At 57.3% G+C, this 20,241-nt stretch carries 19 protein-coding genes and 1 tRNA gene; 11 read left to right on the plus strand and 9 right to left on the minus strand.

The window, feature by feature from the left end; translation table 11 throughout:
- Nucleotides 1–275: 275 nt before the first annotated feature.
- The 6 genes from APR53_08555 (at nucleotide 276) to APR53_08580 (ending at nucleotide 6,173) form a co-directional block, all read left to right on the plus strand.
- A complete protein-coding gene (locus APR53_08555) occupies nucleotides 276–548 on the plus strand; it encodes a hypothetical protein (GenBank protein ID KQC05020.1) in 273 nt (90 codons plus the stop codon).
- 269 nt (nucleotides 549–817) lie between these two features.
- Nucleotides 818–2,212, plus strand: a complete 1,395-nt coding sequence (locus APR53_08560; protein ID KQC05021.1) for a hypothetical protein — start codon at nucleotides 818–820, stop codon at nucleotides 2,210–2,212.
- A gap of 145 nt (nucleotides 2,213–2,357) precedes the next feature.
- Nucleotides 2,358–3,437 (plus strand): multidrug DMT transporter, encoded by a 1,080-nt coding sequence (locus APR53_08565; protein KQC05022.1) that lies wholly within the window; start codon nucleotides 2,358–2,360, stop codon nucleotides 3,435–3,437.
- Nucleotides 3,438–3,629: 192 nt separating this feature from the next.
- Nucleotides 3,630–3,701, plus strand: a tRNA-Met gene (locus APR53_08570).
- A 144-nt stretch (nucleotides 3,702–3,845) separates the two neighbouring features.
- The gene (locus tag APR53_08575; protein ID KQC05023.1) at nucleotides 3,846–4,877 is read left to right on the plus strand and encodes a hypothetical protein; all 1,032 of its coding nucleotides are present in this window, start codon (nucleotides 3,846–3,848) and stop codon (nucleotides 4,875–4,877) included.
- A 336-nt stretch (nucleotides 4,878–5,213) separates the two neighbouring features.
- On the plus strand, nucleotides 5,214–6,173 hold the full coding sequence (locus APR53_08580) for a malate dehydrogenase (GenBank protein ID KQC05024.1): 960 nt from the start codon (nucleotides 5,214–5,216) through the stop codon (nucleotides 6,171–6,173).
- A gap of 92 nt (nucleotides 6,174–6,265) precedes the next feature.
- On the opposite strand, the gene ef1B is transcribed toward APR53_08580, so the two are convergent.
- Nucleotides 6,266–6,520, minus strand: coding sequence for an elongation factor 1-beta (gene ef1B / locus APR53_08585; GenBank protein KQC05025.1), 255 nt, complete (start codon nucleotides 6,518–6,520; stop codon nucleotides 6,266–6,268).
- Between the two features lie 211 nt (nucleotides 6,521–6,731).
- Nucleotides 6,732–7,334 (minus strand): uridylate kinase, encoded by a 603-nt coding sequence (locus APR53_08590; GenBank protein ID KQC05026.1) that lies wholly within the window; start codon nucleotides 7,332–7,334, stop codon nucleotides 6,732–6,734.
- 43 nt (nucleotides 7,335–7,377) lie between these two features.
- Between APR53_08590 and APR53_08595 the strand changes: the two genes are divergently transcribed.
- Entirely contained in the window at nucleotides 7,378–9,042 is a 1,665-nt protein-coding gene (locus APR53_08595) for a phospholipase (protein ID KQC05081.1), read from the plus strand.
- Between the two features lie 104 nt (nucleotides 9,043–9,146).
- Here the strand turns inward: APR53_08595 and APR53_08600 are convergent, their stop codons facing one another.
- The gene (locus tag APR53_08600; GenBank protein ID KQC05027.1) at nucleotides 9,147–9,467 is read right to left on the minus strand and encodes a Fis family transcriptional regulator; all 321 of its coding nucleotides are present in this window, start codon (nucleotides 9,465–9,467) and stop codon (nucleotides 9,147–9,149) included.
- The gene (locus APR53_08605; GenBank protein KQC05028.1) at nucleotides 9,464–9,697 is read right to left on the minus strand and encodes a MarR family transcriptional regulator; all 234 of its coding nucleotides are present in this window, start codon (nucleotides 9,695–9,697) and stop codon (nucleotides 9,464–9,466) included. The genes APR53_08600 and APR53_08605 overlap by 4 nt, the downstream gene beginning before the upstream one ends.
- A 69-nt stretch (nucleotides 9,698–9,766) precedes the next feature.
- Between APR53_08605 and APR53_08610 the strand changes: the two genes are divergently transcribed.
- A complete protein-coding gene (locus APR53_08610) occupies nucleotides 9,767–10,156 on the plus strand; it encodes a hypothetical protein (GenBank protein KQC05029.1) in 390 nt (129 codons plus the stop codon).
- Here the strand turns inward: APR53_08610 and APR53_08615 are convergent.
- The 3 genes from APR53_08615 to APR53_08625 all read right to left on the minus strand — a co-directional run bounded on the left by APR53_08615 (nucleotide 10,142) and on the right by APR53_08625 (nucleotide 12,426).
- A complete protein-coding gene (locus APR53_08615; protein ID KQC05030.1) occupies nucleotides 10,142–10,333 on the minus strand; it encodes a hypothetical protein in 192 nt (63 codons plus the stop codon). The genes APR53_08610 and APR53_08615 overlap by 15 nt on opposite strands.
- A 59-nt stretch (nucleotides 10,334–10,392) precedes the next feature.
- On the minus strand, nucleotides 10,393–11,919 hold the full coding sequence (locus APR53_08620; GenBank protein ID KQC05031.1) for an anion transporter: 1,527 nt from the start codon (nucleotides 11,917–11,919) through the stop codon (nucleotides 10,393–10,395).
- A gap of 132 nt (nucleotides 11,920–12,051) precedes the next feature.
- Nucleotides 12,052–12,426, minus strand: coding sequence for a mannose-6-phosphate isomerase (locus APR53_08625; protein KQC05082.1), 375 nt, complete (start codon nucleotides 12,424–12,426; stop codon nucleotides 12,052–12,054).
- Between the two features lie 172 nt (nucleotides 12,427–12,598).
- On the opposite strand from APR53_08625, the gene APR53_08630 reads away from it, so the two are divergent.
- Both APR53_08630 and APR53_08635 read left to right on the plus strand, forming a co-directional pair.
- Nucleotides 12,599–13,357, plus strand: coding sequence for a methyltransferase type 12 (locus tag APR53_08630; protein ID KQC05032.1), 759 nt, complete (start codon nucleotides 12,599–12,601; stop codon nucleotides 13,355–13,357).
- A complete protein-coding gene (locus tag APR53_08635; protein ID KQC05033.1) occupies nucleotides 13,354–14,868 on the plus strand; it encodes an MBL fold metallo-hydrolase in 1,515 nt (504 codons plus the stop codon). The genes APR53_08630 and APR53_08635 overlap by 4 nt, the downstream gene beginning before the upstream one ends.
- A gap of 17 nt (nucleotides 14,869–14,885) precedes the next feature.
- Here APR53_08635 and APR53_08640 read toward each other — a convergent pair whose 3' ends face one another.
- The gene (locus tag APR53_08640) at nucleotides 14,886–17,057 is read right to left on the minus strand and encodes a hypothetical protein (protein KQC05034.1); all 2,172 of its coding nucleotides are present in this window, start codon (nucleotides 17,055–17,057) and stop codon (nucleotides 14,886–14,888) included.
- A gap of 84 nt (nucleotides 17,058–17,141) precedes the next feature.
- Complete coding sequence (locus tag APR53_08645) at nucleotides 17,142–17,339, minus strand: hypothetical protein (GenBank protein ID KQC05035.1); 198 nt, start codon at nucleotides 17,337–17,339, stop codon at nucleotides 17,142–17,144.
- A gap of 331 nt (nucleotides 17,340–17,670) precedes the next feature.
- On the opposite strand from APR53_08645, the gene APR53_08650 reads away from it, so the two are divergent.
- On the plus strand, nucleotides 17,671–20,211 hold the full coding sequence (locus APR53_08650; protein KQC05036.1) for a hypothetical protein: 2,541 nt from the start codon (nucleotides 17,671–17,673) through the stop codon (nucleotides 20,209–20,211).
- The last annotated feature ends 30 nt before the right edge of the window (nucleotides 20,212–20,241 follow it).

Genomic DNA, 20,241 nt, shown 5'->3' on the forward strand with positions numbered 1-20,241 from the left:
AAACATTCCTTTTTTACTTATTATTCTACATTTAATATAGATTTAAAATAATACATCGGGAAACGCACTGTACGTGGAGAAATGGTGCCTGCGAACACACGGATGCCCGGAAAGGATAACCGGGCTGTTCGCACCGGGATGATTTCCGGCCACCGGAAAGCGTACAAGTGAAACCCCTTTTCGTATTTTTTGACCGGCCGTCTTCACTGGACTGCCGCTCCCGCCCCCGTCGCAACCCTCATCACTCCTGCCATCCGAATCACTCCCCGATTACCATGGAGTCTGCCATCGCCGACGCCGACCAGCTCTCCTGCCTCGTCCACCTCATCGCATACCCGAGCGGCTCCCTCGAGGCTGCCTACTGCCCGACCGGGGCCGCCGCGTGCCACTCCATCGGCATCTGCGCCTACCGGGAGGCCGCTTCCGATGACCCGAGGGGCGTGATCGGCATGACCGACATTTCGGCCCGGCTCAATGTCCGGAGCATGCTCGGGAGCGATCTCCTCACCTTTGCCGTCCCATGGACGGTCTTCCTTCGTGGAGAGTGACGTGGAGGGGAGTTTTATGAGGGGACCGCTCATGGAACGGCTTTTTCCGGAGTGACGGGACCGGACGATGCAAAACAGGCACCCCGACGGCACTCCGGGGGAGGTCCCCCGACACCCTGAACGGGGATGACGTACGTTCATCACCCGGCGTGACCCGGAGAGAGCAGACATGCCGGCAAACCTCCGCCATCGCCCGGGTTCCCGAAATAGTATTCATAATTCCATGCCACCGGTGGATTTTAATGCGATTGTCATCCCAATATATTTCCATGAATATGCGCCGAATCCTATATACCATAGTGATTCTGAGCTTTCTTTTCTGCACGGTTCAGGCGATAACCCTTGAGATTACCGTGCGTGACGACGACGACAACTCCCGTATTGCCTATGCCTACGTTTATATCGATGACGATTATGTGGGAAAGACCGATAGTTACGGTGAATTTACCTACAGCCATTCGGAAGACGACCCGTTTCTTCTTGAAGTGGTGAAATCCGGATACGACGACTGGAGCGAGACGGTTGACGAAGACGAAACGTCGGTGAATGTCTACATGACACCCGACAGCGCCACGCTTCTTGTCTATGTCTTTGATGCCGATACCATCGAACCGGTCAGGGATGCCCGGGTGAAGGTGATCGCGGAGAGCACCGATGAGAGCGAGTCCGAATGGGCAGACAACAGCGGCGAAGCGGAGTTTGACCTGACCCCGGACGAAACCTATGATCTTGAGATCACGGCATCAGGGTATGAGACGGTTTCAAGGACGATCGAGATGGACTCGGGCGAAACGACGCTCCGGTACTGGCTCATCAGCACCGACAGGTTCTCCTTCAGGGTACTGGATGCGGACGATCAGACTCCCGTCCTGAATGCGTCCGTATACATCGACGGATCCCTCGCAGGGACAACCGGAAATGCAGGTGTCTTCACAACACAGCTTTTGAGGGAAAGAACTCATGATATCAGGGTTGAATCCCCGGGATACAGTTCCTTTCAGCAGAATGCCTACATAGACAGTGACGAGATCCTCATGGATATCAGCCTCTCCCTCTCCGTGCATCCGGTATCTGTCGTCGTGTACGACGAAGCGGAGGTGCCGGTGGAGAATGCCGCGGTGCATATCGACGGATCGGCGGCAGGAGTGACCGATCGGTACGGAAAGTTCACCCTCGCAGATATCGTGGAGGGGGCCCACACCGTCACCGTGACGAAGGAGGGCTACAGTACCTGGGAGGAGACCCGCACGATCCGGCAGGATGATGCGGGGATTTCCGTCGAACTGGAACGTGAAACCACCGAAGTCTCCATTCTTGTAGAAAACACCGATCATCAGGTCGTTTCCGGCGCCCTCATATACGTCAACGGAGAGGCGATGGGATTCACCGACGAAAAGGGCCGGGTACGGGAGGATGTTTCGTCATCCGGCGTCTACAATTTCACCGCATTGCTCGAAGGCTACCGCCCGGCTTCGGTCGAAGAAACCATCCCGTTGGGTACGGGAGCGGCGTTCGTCACCATCACACTGGAAAAAGAATATGACATCGGATCGCTGGGGGTATTCGCCATAGCAATCGCCTGTGTCGTTCTCCTCGTGCTCGGGATCCGGTGGTATACAGGGAGGCAGTACCTGCCTCCGCGGCGAAGAGGGGGAGCGCTGTAGGAGCCCGCCCCCTTCGTCCCCTTTTTCACGTGTCCGACCGGCCGGGCGTACATCCGTATTCTTTTTCCGCCTCTCCCCCCCCGGCGTGATTAAACCGCAACATCTATCCTTCGGAGTTTGAAAACGGTGAGATACTTTCCCGGTTATGACATCCGCACGCCGTATTTACGTCTGGTACGGGCTTCTCGCCGCCCTCCTCTTCGGAGCGGGATCTCAGTTCTCCAAGCTGATGCTGACAACGGTGCCGCCCATTACGATGGCCGGGCTTCTCTATGCCGGGAGCGGGGCCGGGTTGCTGCTCGTCACGGCGGGAGGTTTCGTCATCGGGAAAAAAAGGAAGGCATACGAGGCACGCCTGGCCCGCAGCGACATCCCGTGGCTGCTTGCCACGATGTTCTTCGGGACGTTTCTCGCTCCCGTCACCCTCATGTTCAGCCTGCCGCACACGCCCGCCGCAACCGCGGCCCTTCTGTTAAGCTTCGAGGCCGTGGCAACCACAATAGTGGCCGTCCTCTGGATGAAAGAGCCCGTCGGGAAAAGGATGTGGGCGGCGCTGTTTCTGATCACGCTCTCCTGTATTCTGCTCTCGTATACGCCCGATGCCGTGTTCGGGATCTCTCTCGGAGCACTCGGCGTGCTCCTGACCTGCAGTTTCTGGGGGCTTGACAATAACATCATCCAGCGCATCTCGGGCAAAGATCCGCTCCTCACCATTATGGTGAAGGGGCTTTGCATCGGAACAGCCATGCTCCTCGTCGGACGGGCGGCGGGAGAGGCGATGCCCGCTCCCGGTGCCGTACTTGCTTCCATGGCCATCGGGTTCATGGGATTCGGGGGAGTGATGAGCATCTCACTCCTGCTTGCCATCCGCGGACTCGGGTCGGCACGGGCGGCATCGCTCATCTCGCTCTCTCCCTTCTTCGGCGTCTTCTTCGCCTTTGCCCTTTTTTCCGAGATGCCGGGCGAGCTCTTTTTTATCGCCTTTCTCATCATGCTGGCAGGCACCTTCCTGCTCGTCACCGAGCGCCACACCCACGAACATACCCATCCGTCAGTGGTTCACGAACACCGGCACCGGCATGACGACCTCCACCATGATCATGCCCATGAGGACGGCGTCCCCGCGGTGAACGGATCCGGCTACCATTCCCACCTCCACGCCCACGAAGAGATCACCCACACCCATGCCCATACTCCCGATATCCACCACCGGCACCGGCACTGAACCGGTGGCGGCATGCAGTAAAAAGACAGCATTCACGCCCGATCGGGTGTCCGCACCCGGCGATTCGGGATGCCTGCCGTGACCGCGCAGGTCTCCCGGCAATGTTTTTTATGATCGCGGGACGAACAGATCAGGCACGGGGCGGCAGCACCCGGGCAAAGAGCCCGGACTGTGTGTTTCTCCCGGCGGCTGGGGCCCGTAGCTTAGTGGTGGAGCGTCCGGCTCATAACCGGACGGTCATGCGTTCGAATCGCATCGGGCCCATGTTTTCCTTCTCCTTATCCTTTGCCTTTTCCGTCTGGAAAGCGGAAGCAAGGTCGATTCTCCGGAAAACTGCGGATCCGTGCACGTCTTCACCGGCTCATAATATATAAAACCCTTTATAGACGAACCGTACCACATCCCTCTATGAAATGCCCGGTGTGCGGTGAGGACTGCGTCCAGGCCGCCCATGAACTCATCGCGCTGGAGCCCACCGTCTTTGCCCCCTGCCCCGACTGCAAGGGCAGGACGCTCGACAAGCAGGCGCCTCTCCCCGACCAGACCTATGCCTCTCCCTGCTCATGCGGCAAACGCTTCATCGACGAAGTCTATGCGCACATGTATGTCATCATGGTTGAGGAGGGGGTGCTCAGGCCCACCGAGCCCCTCATCCGGGTGGGCACACCGCTTGTGCACCCGGGTTTCGCGATGGTCAGGCCCCCTTACCTCCCCGCCAGATCCCTCGTTCTCCTCTCCCGGATCGTCACCGAACCCTGTGCACAGCGGATTTTTTCGGAGGTCCCGGAGGTCCGCGGCGTCATACGGAGCAGTGACGCGGTGCCGGGACTCTCCGACATCGATTTCGACGGCATCCCCGATACCTATGAGCTGCTGGCGGGTTGCGACGTGCGGGCGAATATCTTCACGACCCAGAACGAAAAAATTGTGATCTACAAACAGCAGTCCACGATACATATCGAATTCCCGCGGGGATTTGATCCGAAAATCATCGAGGTCGGCTCCCGGGTCCGCCATGTGAAGCCCCGGATGTTCGTCGACGCATGCAGCGGTGCGGGCACACTCGGGATTGTTGCGGGCCTGTATGACATCCCCCATGTCGTCTTGAACGATGCATGGTATGCCGCCGCCTTCTGGTCTGCATACAACCTGATGGTGAACCGGGAAAATCTCAACTTCGAAGAGCTGAAGATGTTTTTTACCTACGAAGAGATGAAAACCCGCCCCGTCGTAAAGGATGTGCTAAAAATTGCCGAAACACGGGGGGGTTCGCAGTACTTCGAGGTTTATCAGGGTGACTGCCGGCAGCTCCATACCGTTCTCCCGGACCATGTCGATCTCACGGTCATCGATCTCTTCGAAAAGAAGGAGCAGGAGAAAGTGCAGGCTGTCATCGATAACTGGAAAGCACATGTCAGCGGGGAGGTTTTTATCCCTTAAGAAACGATATATACCGGGGACTAGCCCGGGTGGCTCGGCGTCACCTGTTACCTGAAACCGCCGGTATGCAGGGGGCGAAGTCCGAGGACGGCTGTGGCGATCTGACCAAAGCCGGTATATCCCGCCTGAGAAACCTCGTCCCATGAGGTCGGCGGACAGGGATCAAGACTCCGGAGGGAGTGGCGACCTGCTGCCGCGGGGAACGGTTCAGGCCCGGAAGGGAGCAGACTTACCGTGGACGTACGGCGCCCATGGGGGTGCGGGGCGGAGAAAGGATTGCCGGGAGAAGTCAGGCACGCACTGTCTACCGAGGACGTGTCCCCACATTTTCTTATTATGGCAAAAGTAGCAATAATCGGTGCGACAGGCCATATCGGGCAATTTGCAGCGCACGCCATTACCGAAATTCCGCATGTGTCTGCAATGCTGCTCTTCGGACGTGCAGGACGCGAAGACCTGCTGGAAGGAATCGCACACGATTTTATGGATTCATTCGCTGCAAAAGGCAGGAATCTGTCGCTCTCGTGGAGCACGAATCCGGAAGACCTGCGGGGATCGGATATTATCATCATTGCGGCGGGAGTGCCGCGCCGCAAAGGTCAGGACAGAAACGACCTCGCAATCGAAAACGCACGGGTTGTTGCCGGTATAACGTCGGTGATCGGCCGAATCGCACCGGAGTCGCTCATCCTGATGGTCACCAATCCCGTCGACGTCATGACCGCCGTCGCCCTGAAATACTCGGGGATGGAACCGCGGAGGGTCTTCGGGCTCGGTACGCATCTCGACTCCATGCGCCTGAAATCACTGATTGCCAGCCATTTCAACGTCCATGTCAGCGAAGTGCATACCCGCATCATCGGTGAACACGGCGAAAGCATGGTTCCGCTCTGGTCTGCAACCACTATCGGCGGTATTGCGATTCATAATCTGCCTGCGTTTTCCAACCTGCCCGTGGATGATCTTATCGCCGACGTCAGACAGGCTGGCGAGGACATCATCCGGAAGAAAGGCTCGACGATCTATGGTCCCGGCGAGGCAATCGCGACAATCGTCCGGACGGTGCTCGGCAATGAAAACCGCATCCTTACGGTATCCAGCTACATTAAAAGCGAAGTCCATGATATCGGCGATGTCTGCATCGGCGTTCCCGCCCGAATCAACCGGAGCGGATCGTACCCGATTCCGATCCGGATCGAGAGTGCCGAAGTCACTGCATTCCAGGCATCGGTGGAGAAGATCCGCAGCATCACGACACAGGTCATGAACCAGCTTGAAGCAGATGAGTCTCCATAAGAAAAGCACATCTCAGACGCACTTTTATACGGACTCCACAATTCAAGAACCGCTCACTCCCGAGCGGTTGCGCACCAAAAATGAATGATATTTCAGGTAAGTGTCAGCGATACGATCTCCGCACTGCCGACACCCTGAAGTTCGCGAAGCGATTCCTCGACCCTGTCGGGGGCGCCTTCGCTGTCCGGTACGACGACAGCCACCTTGAGTGCTGAAAGCCCGAAGCCGATAGGCTCCACGACAAGATCCTGAACCGGGACGGTATCCCGGATCGCCGCTTTCAGCGCTTCAAGATCAATCTCGGGTGATTCGGGCATGATTTTTAAAATAATTACTACATCACCCACTATTATGGCCCCCTGAAGTCGCATTTCTTGCAGACGTACGGGAGGCTCTGCTGCCTGCACCGGTAACAACGGTAGATCATTTCTCCACACCCCGGACATATAAAGTCGGTCCAGCCTTCATCGGCGAGGGGAGCGTTACAGGAGGTACATTTCTTAAATGTCATGGTATTTTCTCCAGAGGAAGTATCTTATAATGTCTCCATCACGCCTATTAAATGTGTGGATGAACCACCGTGCCCGTGACGGGGACCCCGGCAAGTGCCGCACGGACTCTTTCCTCAATCCTGCCGTTGATTATCGTGGTCCTAATTCCGTGCCCGAGCACGTAGGGCAGGAATCCGGCATCCACCTCACTGCAGGGGACGGGCGCCTCGATGCGGGTGAGGAGCCGTGATGCTGCATGCAGGCCGTCGACTGACTTGAGGATCAGCAGATCACACCCGAGGAAACGGGCAACCCAGGCCGCTATCGTGTCCGATGTGACATCCCAGCTGTGCGGCAGCGCATCGGCGTCCCGCAAGGCACAGTACGGAAGAAATACCTCCGTCCCCTTCGGCAGCCTGAGGCGTGATACGGGAGGGACACCGTGCGAGACAAGGGACCACCCCGTCTGCTCCATCGCCGCAACGGCCATCCAGTGAGAGGCATCGTCATCCAGCTCCGTCTCCCGTACCGCGTCTGCAAACCGCCCGCCACCGGGAACAAGCAGTAAATCGCGCCCGCTCCCGATAAGAAGGGGAACGAGCGACGGGAACCGGTCGGAGAGGCTCCCCCCGATCTTTACCACGAGAGGCGCTCTCGTTCGAGAGTTCATGAATCAGGCAGATTATTATGCAGTCTACCACATAATCCTGTTCATTATGCGCCTGCTGCCCGTGCTCCTGCTCCTCTGTGTGCTCTGCCCCGCCGCGGGCGCCGTTATGATCACCGAATTCTGCCCCGACACATGGCAGACGGGAGAACAGGACGAATTTCTGGTTCTTGAGGGAGCCGGGAGCCTTGCCGGGATTCTCGTAAGCGACGGGGAAGGCAGTATCCGGTTTCCTGCGGGATCACGGATATCCGGGCAGCTCACTATCGCCCGGTATGCGACCGCATACCGGAGAACGCACGGGATCCTTCCCGACTACGAGATCTACGATACCGTTGCGGGAGTTCCGGACGTAATCAGGACCGGCGATATGCGGCTCGCAAACAGTCAGGACGAGCTCGTCCTTTCCGAAAATGGTGTTGTGGTGCAGACCGTCGCATGGCCGGCGGATGTCCGGCCCCGCGAAGGACAGGTGCATGTCTGTGAGGAGGGTATCTGGGACTGCCGGCCGTTCTTTATCGGGCAGTCACGCCTCTCGCCTGCCACGTACCATGACGTGTCACTCACTGCATTCGTCTCCCCTGACTGCGCACGAACCGTCCTGGAGCAGGCGATTGAAGACGCCGACCGGTATATATATGCGAACGTCTACGAAATGACCGATCCGTTCATTGCCGGACGCCTTGCGTCATGCGCCTCATCGGGCATCACAGTTGCCGTCCTTCTTGAAGGGGGGCCGGTCGGGGGAATACCAGACGGGGAAAGTGCGGCGGCTGCAGAACTCATCCGGAGCGGGGCGACCGTCCTGCAGATGGGAACGACCGACACGGCACACGCCCGGTACCGTTACACCCACGCGAAGTACCTGCTCACCGACGGTGATTCGGTGCTTCTCACGAGCGAGAACTTCAAGCCCGGCGGATTTCCCGGTGACGGTATCTCCGGAAACCGTGGATGGGGAGTGTATATCGAGGATCCGGGAGTAGCGCGGTATTTTGAAACGGTCTGGCACGAGGATGCCGAAGGAAACGACATAACACCCTTCGTTCCGCGGGATATGGCACCCGGTGACACGGGAGGAGGTGCATACACCGCGGGACACTCTCCCGCTTCATTCTCCGGCACCGTTGTCACGCCGGTCATATCCCCGGACACAAGCCGCTTAATCCCCGGACTGATCGACAGTGCCACCCGGACGCTCGATATCGAGCAGGCGTACATCACCCCCTGGCCGGAATCCGGAGAGAATCCGTATCTTGCGGCGGCGATCGATGCTGCCCGCAGGGGCGTCAGGGTTCGGGTGCTCCTTGATTCCTCCTGGTTCAACACCGACGGCAACAATGACAACGACGAATGCGTAGCGGCGATCAATGCGCTCGCACGTGAGGAAGGGCTTTTACTCGAGGCACGCTGCGCCGGGCTGGAGGCGCTCGGCCTCGAAAAGATACACACCAAGGGCGTCATTGTTGACGGCGAACGGGTGCTGGTCTCAAGCATCAACTGGAACGAAAATTCACCGTGCTTCAACCGCGAGGCTGGCGTTATCGTCGATCATCCGGGCGTCGGCGCCTACTTTACTGCCGTCTTTGAGGAAGACTGGACGGCTTCGGCCCCGGCAACGGGGAAAGGCGTCGACTGGACCAAATGGGCGGCCGCAGCAGGGATTGTTGCGGTGCTCGCAGTGCTCGGATACCGGCGGCACCGGCTCTGATCCACCCGAATCCCGATGGGGATGTAACCCCAAAAATACGAAAAGAGAGCGTTTGGCTGTGTCGAAGCTTCCCGTGCCCCGTCACAAAGAAGGAAGAAACGGTGTTAATCGAAGGTCCATCTGCAATTTCTCGCGCACCTGCAGACATCACAGAGCGTAATCGTGACATCGTCACGCATTACTGCGTCTGCCCAGAGATTTACCATGTCATTCAGATCCGGGGAGAGATCTCCGGGTCCCCCGCCCCGTTTTCTGCTCATGTATTGTGAGATAGCCGCTCTGCTCACACCGAGTCGCTTTGCAACCTCGCTCTGGCTGATTCCCTGGTCATTGACCAGACGGTACACCATCTCAGCACGCATTCGCGGCAGGAGATTTCTTGCGAGGGAATCGCAGACCATGATGTCGCACGGCACAGTACTCATGTTGTCGCCATACAGGTATCGGGCTTGAACTGATATATAATCTGTCGTGCATCCCTGAAGTTGAACTTCTCGATGATGAGTTTGTGTTCCTTGAGTTTCTTAAGCGCGTAGCGCACCGTACGCGGTGCAAGACGGCTTTGCGTTACGAGATCCTTGTGCGTCATCTCTCCTCCTTCTGCAAGGAGTATCAGAATTGTCTGGGATGACGGCGGAAGCCTTGCCTCAGGCATACCTAATATGTTAACACTGTTAAGTTAAAAACCTATCGACTAATATAATATTCGGGTGAATGTTATTCCATGCTCGATCCCCGGGAGCGAACAGCCGCTTTACTCCTCGCAGGCACCGTAGCCGCGCTACTGCTGATACACCTGTCTGTTCAGGCGGTCGGTCCGGAGAGTTTTGCCGCGCCGTACACGGTATCCTCGGCGGAAGGTGATTATGTAACCCTCACCGGTACCGTTGGGGGGCTCCGCACGACCACGACCGGCGGCCACCTCCTCTTCACCCTCGGAGAGACGGAGATATTCGTCCCTGAGAGTGTCGCATCAGCGGTTACGGCAGCAGAAGGGGACATGATTGAGGTCGCCGGTACCGTGCAGACATACCGCGGCACAAGGGAGATCGTCATCTCCTCACCCTCCGGCATCCGGATTCTCCGTCGTGCGGACGACTCAGGGTTTCCCTGAATCAAAAATATCGGCATCGCTGTCTATTTTAAAAGAGGGCTTCCGGAAATCCTTTTTTTTCCCCGTCTCCTCCGGCTCACCGGATGTATCCTGCCGCGATCTGACCGCCTTCTTTTTACGGCCGTCAACTCCGCTGCCCGTATCAAGATCACCCGAAATGATCCGTTCCCGTACCATATACCGGTACTATGCACTCGAGCATGATAATATACTCTCCCACCGGCCGAAATGAAAAATCAGGGAGTGGCAATGGGGGAGACCGCCCAAGCCGGAAGGTCGGGGGTAAAACCGAGCGCCCACATGATAATGGTGAACATGAATACGGTCAGGAGTGCCACCCCGATAAGATTGATGACCCAACCCGAGCGAATCATGTCATGCATGCTGATATATCCGCTCCCGTAGGCCACGGCATTCGGTGGTGTCGCCACCGGCAGCATGAATGCCATTGACGTGGCAATGGCGGCGGTTATCATGAGCATAAACGGGTGGATGGCCATCGATACGGCGGTCACGGCCATGATCGGCATCATCACCGAAGCCATCGCCGTATTCGAGGTCACCTCCGTGAGAAGTGATATCAGAAGGCCGATAATGATGATGACGATGATAATGGGGAGAGCGTGAAACGCGGAGAAATATCCCACGATAACATTTGCGAGACCACTCTTGATGAATGCCGTCGAGAGGCAGATGCCACCGCCAAAGAGGATCAGAATGCCCCACGGTATCTTCTTCGCCCATTCCCAGTTCATCGTATAGATGCCCGCACTCCGGTCGACGGGCAGGAGGAAGAGAAGAATCGCTCCGAAGATTGCAATCGTCGAGTCATGAATGCCGGGGAAGACCGTATTGAGGCCCGGAATGACCAAATCGCCTATCACCTTTTCCGTCCGGAATATCCAGGCAAAGGCGGTGAAAACAAAGACAAAGAGCGTCCATTTCTCGCCCCGGCCCATCGACCCCAGTTCCCGGAGCCGTTCGTCGATGATCTCCTTGCCATGGGCAATCATCCGGGGCATATGGCGGTACGGCCCGTACACGAGCCATGCCCACGAGAACGGGATGAAGACGCATGCCAGAGGAAGCCCGAACTTCATCCACGTGAAGAAGTCGATAGAGGGAGCGCCGGGAAAGAGCGTCTCGAGCTGGGCAATGAATATGCCGTTCGGCGGAGTCCCGATTATGGTGGCAATCCCGCCGATTGTCGCCGCATGGGCAATCGAGATGACGAGGCACTCGGAAAAGTCACGCTGTTCCTCGGTCATATCTTCAAGCGCCACCTGCGCATCGGGAAGGATCGTGGCGATTATGGCGATGGCGATGGGGATCATCATCATCGCTGTCGCGGTGTTTGAAATCCACATCGAAAGAAACGCGGTGGCGACCATGAACCCGAGCACAAGGCGCCGGGGGCTCGTGCCCATCGTCCTGATAATGTGAAGAGCGATGCGTTTATGCAGTCCCCACCGCTGCATTGACATCGCGATAATAAACCCGCCCATAAAGAGAAAGATCGTCTTGTCAGCGTAGGGAGCCGCCGCTTCCCCGGGACTCAGAACCCCGAGCAACGGGAAGAGGACAATCGGAATGAGGGCGGTGGCCTGGATCGGGATCGCCTCGGTCACCCACCAGACCACCATCAGCGTCGTTGCCGCGGCCACATACTGGGCCGGGACGGGAAATACTGCAGGGTCAAAGGGTAGCAGAATTACAATAAAAAATAAAATAACCCCAAGAATTTTCCCGATCGTTTTTTTCATCGTATATATGATTGGAATTCAGAATATAATAATATTCCATTTTTTATCCGCCGGTAATGCGTTCAGGCGTCCGGTACACCAAATCCGGATGCGGAAATGCTCCAACGGAGTAATTCCCGCACAAGGCTTTCCTCATGGGAGCGGGACAAGCTCCTCGTCGGCAGACCGCCACCGGGGATCGACGATACAGAGGAATATGAGGTCTGATGCACCGGTGTTCCTGATATGCTGGACGGCACCGGGCGGAATGTACACGAGCGTGTCCGGATAGACCCGGGCAGTTTCGTCTCCGATATACATCGTTCCCTCCCCGGCGAGAATATAGTACACTTCGGCCGAAGCAGTGAGGCGGTGAGGCAGGGTCGCTTCTCCTGCAGGAACGCGTGCCCGTGCGATACTGCAGTTCAGCTCCGGTTCCCCCTCCCGGTCGGGATGCAGGATCTCGGCAAGCAATGAGCGGTCCATCACCCGTGCATAGGGGCCGTTACGGCAGTCTTTTACATACAATCGTTCATCTCCGGGGAGTTCGCAGTACAGAACACACCCGCGCTCCATTACTCTTGCGGCGGGGGCGGAAGTACCCGGGAGCGGAATAAGACTTAACCCGGTTTGCATCCGATAGATATGAAAACCGACCGAAGCGCCCCGCTATTTTGCGGAGAGGGAGTGTTCAGGGACTATGGAATACTGGGAACTGGAAGGTATCGCACAGGGATCGCTTGCGATCATGAATCCGACGAGCGGGCCGGGAATCTGCGAAGCACTGGCACCTGCCGGCCTGTCTCCGGGGGACCGCGTGATCGATGTGGGATGCGGAACCGGAACCGTGCTGGCCCTGCTTGCCAAAGAGTACGGCATTTCCGGAACAGGAATCGATCTGCGGGAAAAATTCTGCCGGCAGGCGGAACAGAACCTGTGGAAGCAGGGGCTTGCGCACCGGGTCAGGATCCTCTGCGGGGATGCCGCCGGGTATATTCCGGACCAGACGTTTGACTGTGCCGTCTGCCTCGGTGCGTCGTTTATCTGGGGAGGCATAGAGTCGGCCATTGCGGCACTCAGGAAGATGGTGCATACGGACGGGTGGATCCTCATCGGGGACAGGTACTGGAGAAACGAGCGTGTCTCCCCCGAATTCGCACGTGAATGGCCCGATATACTCACCGAATACGAGTTCCTCTGCCTGACGAGGGCGGAGAGATGCACGCTCGCGGGAGTTGTACGGTCGGGAGAGGATGACTGGGACCGGTACGAATCGGCGATATGGCAGGCATGCCGCAGATGGCTGAACGACCATCCCGCCGATCCGCGCCGGGAGTCAGTCAGGGAGTATCTGGACCGTATTCAGGAAGAGTATCTCGGCTACGGGCGGGAGCATGTCGGATGGGCGATGTACCTCCTCGCAGCGGGAGGCGATTCGGAAACCGTGGAGTCCGGATGAAACGCTATTCATTTGTAGCCCGGATGCCTGACCGGCCGGGTGCATTGCACCGTGCCGCGGATATCATCACGGAGTTTTGCGGCAACATCAACCGGATTCACTACGACAGGCGGATTGATCCGCGAACCGTCTTCTTCGAGCTGACGGCTTTAAAAGCCGATTACGAACGGATACTCTCGGAACTTTCGGACATCGGCTATCTCCAGACATCCCTCGAAACCCTCAGCTTCCTGAAATTTCTGGTCAGCCTTCCCCACCGTCCGGGGGCACTCGACGATTTTCTCACCTATACGACACAGGCCGGGGCAAATATCTCCTCTATTGACTTTGACGAGAGGGGCAGTCATCCCGACCGCGTGACCGTAAGCCTGAATGTCGAGGAGAGCGAGGCCGCACGTGATCTCCTCGACCGGCTGAAATCGCAGTACCCTCTTGAGATCCTCGAATACGACACGACCGGTGAAAAGCTCGACAACACGGTATTTTATGTCAGGTTTGCCCAGAAACTCCGGCCACTCATGGAAAGCCCGGACGAGCCGTTCCTGCTCTCCTTCCTCCATAACATCAATCATATCGTCCAGGAGCTGACCGGCCGGGGTGAAAATCCGGTACAGGTATTCGAAAATATTCTCACGACGGGCGAAACGCTGAACCGCACGACCGGAGACGGATTTTATGCGGATGTGCAGCAGATACACGTCGCACCGGACTGTACGATCACCTGTTTCCAGCTCCCGTGCGGAGGCAGTATCTACATCATCGACACGCCGGAAGACCGGGTGATGGTCGACACCGGATATGGCATTTACTATGCCGATGTCGATCTCATGCTCCGGGAGTTCGGGCTTGGCGACCGGGAAAAGACCAGCCGTCTCATTATTACACACGCAGATGCGGACCACTGCGGTGCCGGCGGCCTTTTCGGCATACCCGCGCTGATGCATCCGGGAACTCTCGAAATCATCAGGCGGGCAAACCGTGCCTATGGCTCACGGAGCGAGAACTCCGTTCTCGAAGAGGTCTACACGACGATGATCGGGCTCTTTTCCCGTTTTGCACCTCCGCAGAAGGTCGAGCTTCTGCCGGTCGAATCGCAGGGAACCCGGGGAGTGTTTCACATCATCGACACCATCGGCATCGGCGATCTTGAATTCGAGATTCTTGAAAGTCCCGGCGGGCACCTCTACGGACAGATATTTATGTACTGCCACCGTCAGGGCATCCTCTTTACGGGAGACAGCCTGATGAACTTTGCCAGCCTGACCGGAGAACGCCGGAAATATAATTCCCTTGCAGATTTTCTGGTGACCTCGGTCAATGTCGACAGTGACCTGGCCCGCACGGAGCGCCGTGCCCTGCTGGATCTTGCAGAGGAAGCGAATCAACGGTTGCGAGCGGAAGGACGTTCATGCCTGATCTGCGGGGGGCACGGCGCGGTATCGGTGCTCCGGGACGGCAGACTTGAAGTCGCAGCGGAGACCGAACACTATACGCGGCAAAAAGGGCTCTGAATATCCGGAAAACACGGTCAGCTGGCCTCGTACGTGCCCGCATCCCCTCCTGCCATCTCGTCTGCCGATGAGACCATCCCCGTTATGGAGCCATCCGGCTCTTTGAGGAGGGTCGTATGCCAGAAGAGGGTTACTTCACTCCCGTCGCGTGCAAGTACGGGGCTCATGGAATAGGCGGGCGGAGCGGCCGCCCCTGCCATAAGCTCCGTGAAGTGTGCCCGCTGGCGGTCACGAATGCGATGAGGGACCAGCATCCCGAACCAGTCCCTGCCGATCAATTCATTTTCGGAATAGCCGAGGAGTGCGCATCCCCTGCGGTTCATACGCTCAACCCGCCCGTCCGCGGCAATAACCGCCACCATCACTCCGGCCGTGTCGAGGTATCCCTGTGCCCTGTCCCGCTCCAGACGCAGCGATTCCTGAACCCGAAGACGTGCGATGACATTGCCCGCCTGTGTCGCCACGGATTCGAGTGCGTGCATGCTCCAGGCCGGAAACGCTTCACAGGTCTTCGACGCCGCAATCATGCACGCTGTCATCACGCCATCATCGATTACAGGGATGCAGGCAACCGCTTTCAGGCCCGGCACCTCACGGTCGATCTCCAGCCAGACCGGGAGAGGGAGAGGGATTCCCGGGGGGCGGTTCGCATGCTCTGCCGCCCGGAGGCAGTGCGCGGTTATCTCGCGGCACTGGACGGCAGTGATACCCCCGGTGCCACTGAATACGGGTTCCTTTCCGGATCCCGGATCCGCCATCATCACCGCTGTGTCAATCTCCGGGACATCAAGGAGAGCGGCAAGGCAGGAAGACACCGCCTCCGCAAAACATCCGGCAGAACCGAGCGTGATGGCAAGATCCCGCTGAGCCCGGACAAGTGCCATGGAATGGCGCTGATCGCTGATATCACCGGCAATGATGAGAAGATATTTCGGGCGTCCGCGTGCGTTCCTGATCGGGATGATGCGCATGTGCAGGAAACGGTCGCCATCATCCCCCGTCTTCACCCGTATCTCCTCAATCTCCACCGGGGACAGCGTATCCAGTGCCTGCCGGTCCGCCTCCCGTATCCGGGCCCCCGTATCCGGGCCGAAAAGATCTTCCGCATGCAGTCCTGAGATGTCGGTTGCGGTCATTCGAAAGAGTTTCTCGGCCGCCGTGTTGCAGAATACAAAGGCCTCGCCCTCAAGTTCGCGAACCATGACGATGCCCGGCATATTCTGGACAATGGAGTGGAGGAAGGATTTCCACTGGGAGATGCGCTTCACTGCGGCATTGCGTTCCGTCACGTCGCGGCATACAAGACGATATCCGGAGAATTCTCCGATTTCGTCGTACATCGGCCTGCCGCTCGCCTCAAGGACCACCGGCCTTCCGTCCTGAGCCCGCATCGTACACTCGACACATGAGAAGGAACGGGGGGGAACCGGCGAGATAATCTCCGGCACTTCGCCAGGCTCCATGTATGCGGAGAAGGGGGAGCCCGTCATCTCACCGGGCAGATATCCGAGCACATCGGAAATACGGGGGCTGACAAATGTGATGCTGCCGTGCTCGTCGATATTGAGAATGACATCATTGATCTCTTCTACAAGCGTACGGTAGGTAATTTCCCGTTCACGCAGCGTCTCCTCGGCCTGCTTCTGGTCTGTTATATCCTCCAGGATGACGGTCACTCCCGGACTTCCGTCATAAAAAACCGTCGGGATGATCTTAAACCGGAAAAAACGCTCCTCGCCGACCCTGAGGATACGCAGTTCCTCGAGCACCTCCGCGCCCCCCATCGCCTCACGGAGTTTCGCCCGGATAAGGGGGTGGTCGAATGCGGCAAGGTGCGAGTCACGCACTTCGCGCCCGATTATCTCCTCCCGCGATGCTCCGGTGAATGTGCAGAGCGCATCGTTCACCTGCACAACAATGAAATCGCGGTCGAGAACCACGACAAAATCTGAGGAGAAATTCAGCATCGCAGAGATCGGGACACGCTGGGACGGGAAAAACACCTTCGCCTTGCCGTAGGTTTTCATCTCAGCCTGCCCGGAGATGAGAAGCATGTCAAGGTACCGCGAGACCGTATTCCGGTTGATCTGCAGGTCGCGAGCAATGTCCGTGACGGACATCCCACGGGGATTATCCTTTAAAATATCAATTATCCGGGAATTCTCTTCCGAAATAGGCATTGCTCCCATACAACATACCGCATATCGGGATTTATGGCTTTCGTTGTCGCACGCCATATTGCATGATTTAATGCATGGCATTGAACAAAACTTTTAAATATTTTTTTCCACAACATATGAATAACCAGAATCACGGTTCTGGTGATTTATCATAAACGCGTTCGCCTCAATACTAACCCCCTGTTTCGAAAAGAGCCCGACCGGGGAAACGGGCTCTGACCGAAACGATTCCATCATGACACAGGGCATCTCCATTATGCCGCCGATCACCTCCGCATTACACACCAGCATGTAATACTCCTCTCAACAGCACACACAGACTCCCGGGCAGGGCGAACGCGTATGCGCCCGGAATAAACATGCCCCGCACATTTCTTCGTACCCATGACCCGTACCTCCGGGACGCGCGTATCCCTCTACTGGAACAAAAGTGAATGTGTGGCCGGGGCGGTGAGCGATACTGATTAACAATAACCATAATCTCCAGCCGTTAACACTCTGAATTTCAGCTTAAATTAACAATGGAGTGGACAGAATGCGTTAACGCTGAAATATCACAAGACAAACCTCATATATATAATTCTCGAAGTACTCCGTTACTATCAACCCAGGAGACGTTTCCGTGGTCACCCCCCCATCGCACATTGAATATCGTGACATTCCTCTTTTTTTCGCAGCCTACGATACCGTAGAGATGCCCATCTGTATCAGTGACGGTGAAGGGAAGATCCGGTGGATCAACCAGGCCATGGAAGAATGGACCCGCACATCCCGTGACACCGTTGCCGGGATGGAAAATGGCATATTTTTCACTACCATCATCGCCCCTCTTCTCCATGACGGGAGCGCCTTCGCCGCGGAAATCGAAAACGCCGGTGCGCGGGCCGAAACAGTGAGGCACCGCATCTGCCATACACACGAGGACGGGGCCGAACGGCGCTGGTTTGATTTTTCCAGCGTGATCGTCCGGAATGGCACGCAGGCCAGCGGAAGGATCGATATCTTCAAGGATATCACCGTCCCGGTCAGCCTCAGGAGGGCCGAAAAACACCAGAAAGTTCTCCAGGCCCTGGTAGCGGAGATATCCGCGATGCTCGTCGCAACTCCGCTCACTGCAATCGAAGATACGATCAGGAAAGCGCTCAGGCGTCTTGGTGAGGGAACCGGAGTATCCCGGTGCCACCTCTTCCTGATGCGCGAAGACGGCAGCGGCAGAACATTCGAGTACGAATGGGATGCCCGCGCCGCATCCCCGGGTGAGGGATTGTCAGGAGTGACTGTCTTTCCGTTTCCCCGGCAGCCGGAGACCGGTGCGGGGGGACGTGTTCTTAAAACCGTAAGCATGAACGGAACCCTCCAGAGCCACGCCGTACCGCTCCACGGAAGGACACTGGGGGGTTTCCTCTGCCTTGACATGCCCGCGGGCGATCTTCCGCTGCTCACCCACAACCAGCACCTGCTCAGGATGACGGGAGACATGTTCATCAACGTGCTGGAAAGTCTCCAGACGGACGAGGGGCTGAGGCGTCACGACACACTCTGTGAATCGGTAATGAACGCATCGGGCAGCCTGCTGCGGTCGGCGGGCTGGGAGGATGATATTACCGGCGTGCTCAGTACGCTCGGAAAAGGCGCGGGCGTACACCGCGTCTATCTTTTCGAGGTGTGCCATGAGGATGAGAACGGCATGCGCCTCTTCGAGTGGCATACACCCGATTTATCTCCGGGCATTGCACCAGGGGATAATGATGTGCCGTGGAAGGCCGGCGGGATGGAGGCATGGTCCGCAGCCCTCGCTCTTGGGCATGTGATCACCGGGATCACGGCAGATTTGCCGTCCCGTATACGGAGTATCTTTTCAGAACGCCACGTAAAATCATTTGCCATCATCCCGGTTCGTACCGGGGAAGGCTGTTTCGGATATATCGGTTTCGAGGACTGCCAGACTGCCCGCTCCTGGACCCGGACTGAGATCGAGGCACTCAAAACCGCCGCCGACTCACTCGGGCTTATGATCCTGCGGAAGATGAAGGATCAGAAGGTGAAACAGTTCAATACCCAGCTGACCCTGATCAACGGAATTGTGGGCGCGGCTGCTTCGGTCAGCAGTCTTGAGGATATTATCGGGGAGACACTCCGGAGTACCATGAAGTTCCTCTCGGTTAAGGCCGGTGCGGTCTACCTCCTCTATCCTGAGAAACACGAGGGTCAACGGTTCCTGATTGAACGACAGGGCCCGAAACCCGAATTCCCGGCGAAGATAGACGCTCTGACGCCCGCGATTGCTCCGGTTCTCGCAGGCACACCGGTCTACGAGGCAGCGGCCGGCGAGGGACACCCGCGATGCGCATGGATACCCCTCGTGGGCGGCACGGCAGCTCCCGTGGGCGTCATGGCCCTTCTGCTCCGGGATGATCACCCGTTTGCAGCCTATGAAAAGCAGGCGCTCGATGCTGTGGGAAGAGAATTCGGTGCCGCGATTACACGCGGTTTCCTGCAGGAGAGACTGGAGGACTCCATCGAGAAAGCAAACCTCTACCTCGATATCATGGCGCATGACATCAAAAATGCGACAACCGTTTCGATCATGTATGCCGATATGCTCAGGGAGATGGTGCACGGAGAACCGCTGGAATTCTCAGAAAAGCTTATGGACAGCATCAGGAGGACTGTTGAGATCACCGACCACGTCTCGACCATTCGTCGCCTGCACGAAGAGGCCCCGGTGCTCAAACCCATGGATCTCGATGCAATCATCAAAAAAGAGATCACCCGGTTCCCGAAGACGACGATCCACTATTCTCCGTCGAGTTTTCTCGTATGCGCCGACGATCTCATCAGCGAGATCTTCTACAACCTCATCGGAAACAGTGTAAAATTCGGAGGTGAGGACGTTGAAGTCTTTATCAGGGTTGAAGAGCGGCAGCCGGGCTACGAGATCACGGTGGAAGATACCGGACAGGGTATCCCCGACACCTTGAAGAACGTGATCTTCGACCGGTTCCAGCGCGGAACAAAGAAGGCCGCCGGGAAAGGCCTCGGCCTGTATATCGTCAGAACCCTTGTCGAGCGATACGGCGGCACCATCTCCGTGCATGATCGGGTTCCGGGCCATGCCGGGCAGGGCGCTTCGATCCGTTTCACCCTGAAAAAGGCCGAATAAGACGATTGAGCACCCCCCGCAGAAAGAATA

This window comes from Methanoculleus sp. SDB (assembly GCA_001412355.1).
Classification (GTDB): Archaea; Halobacteriota; Methanomicrobia; order Methanomicrobiales; family Methanomicrobiaceae; genus LKUD01.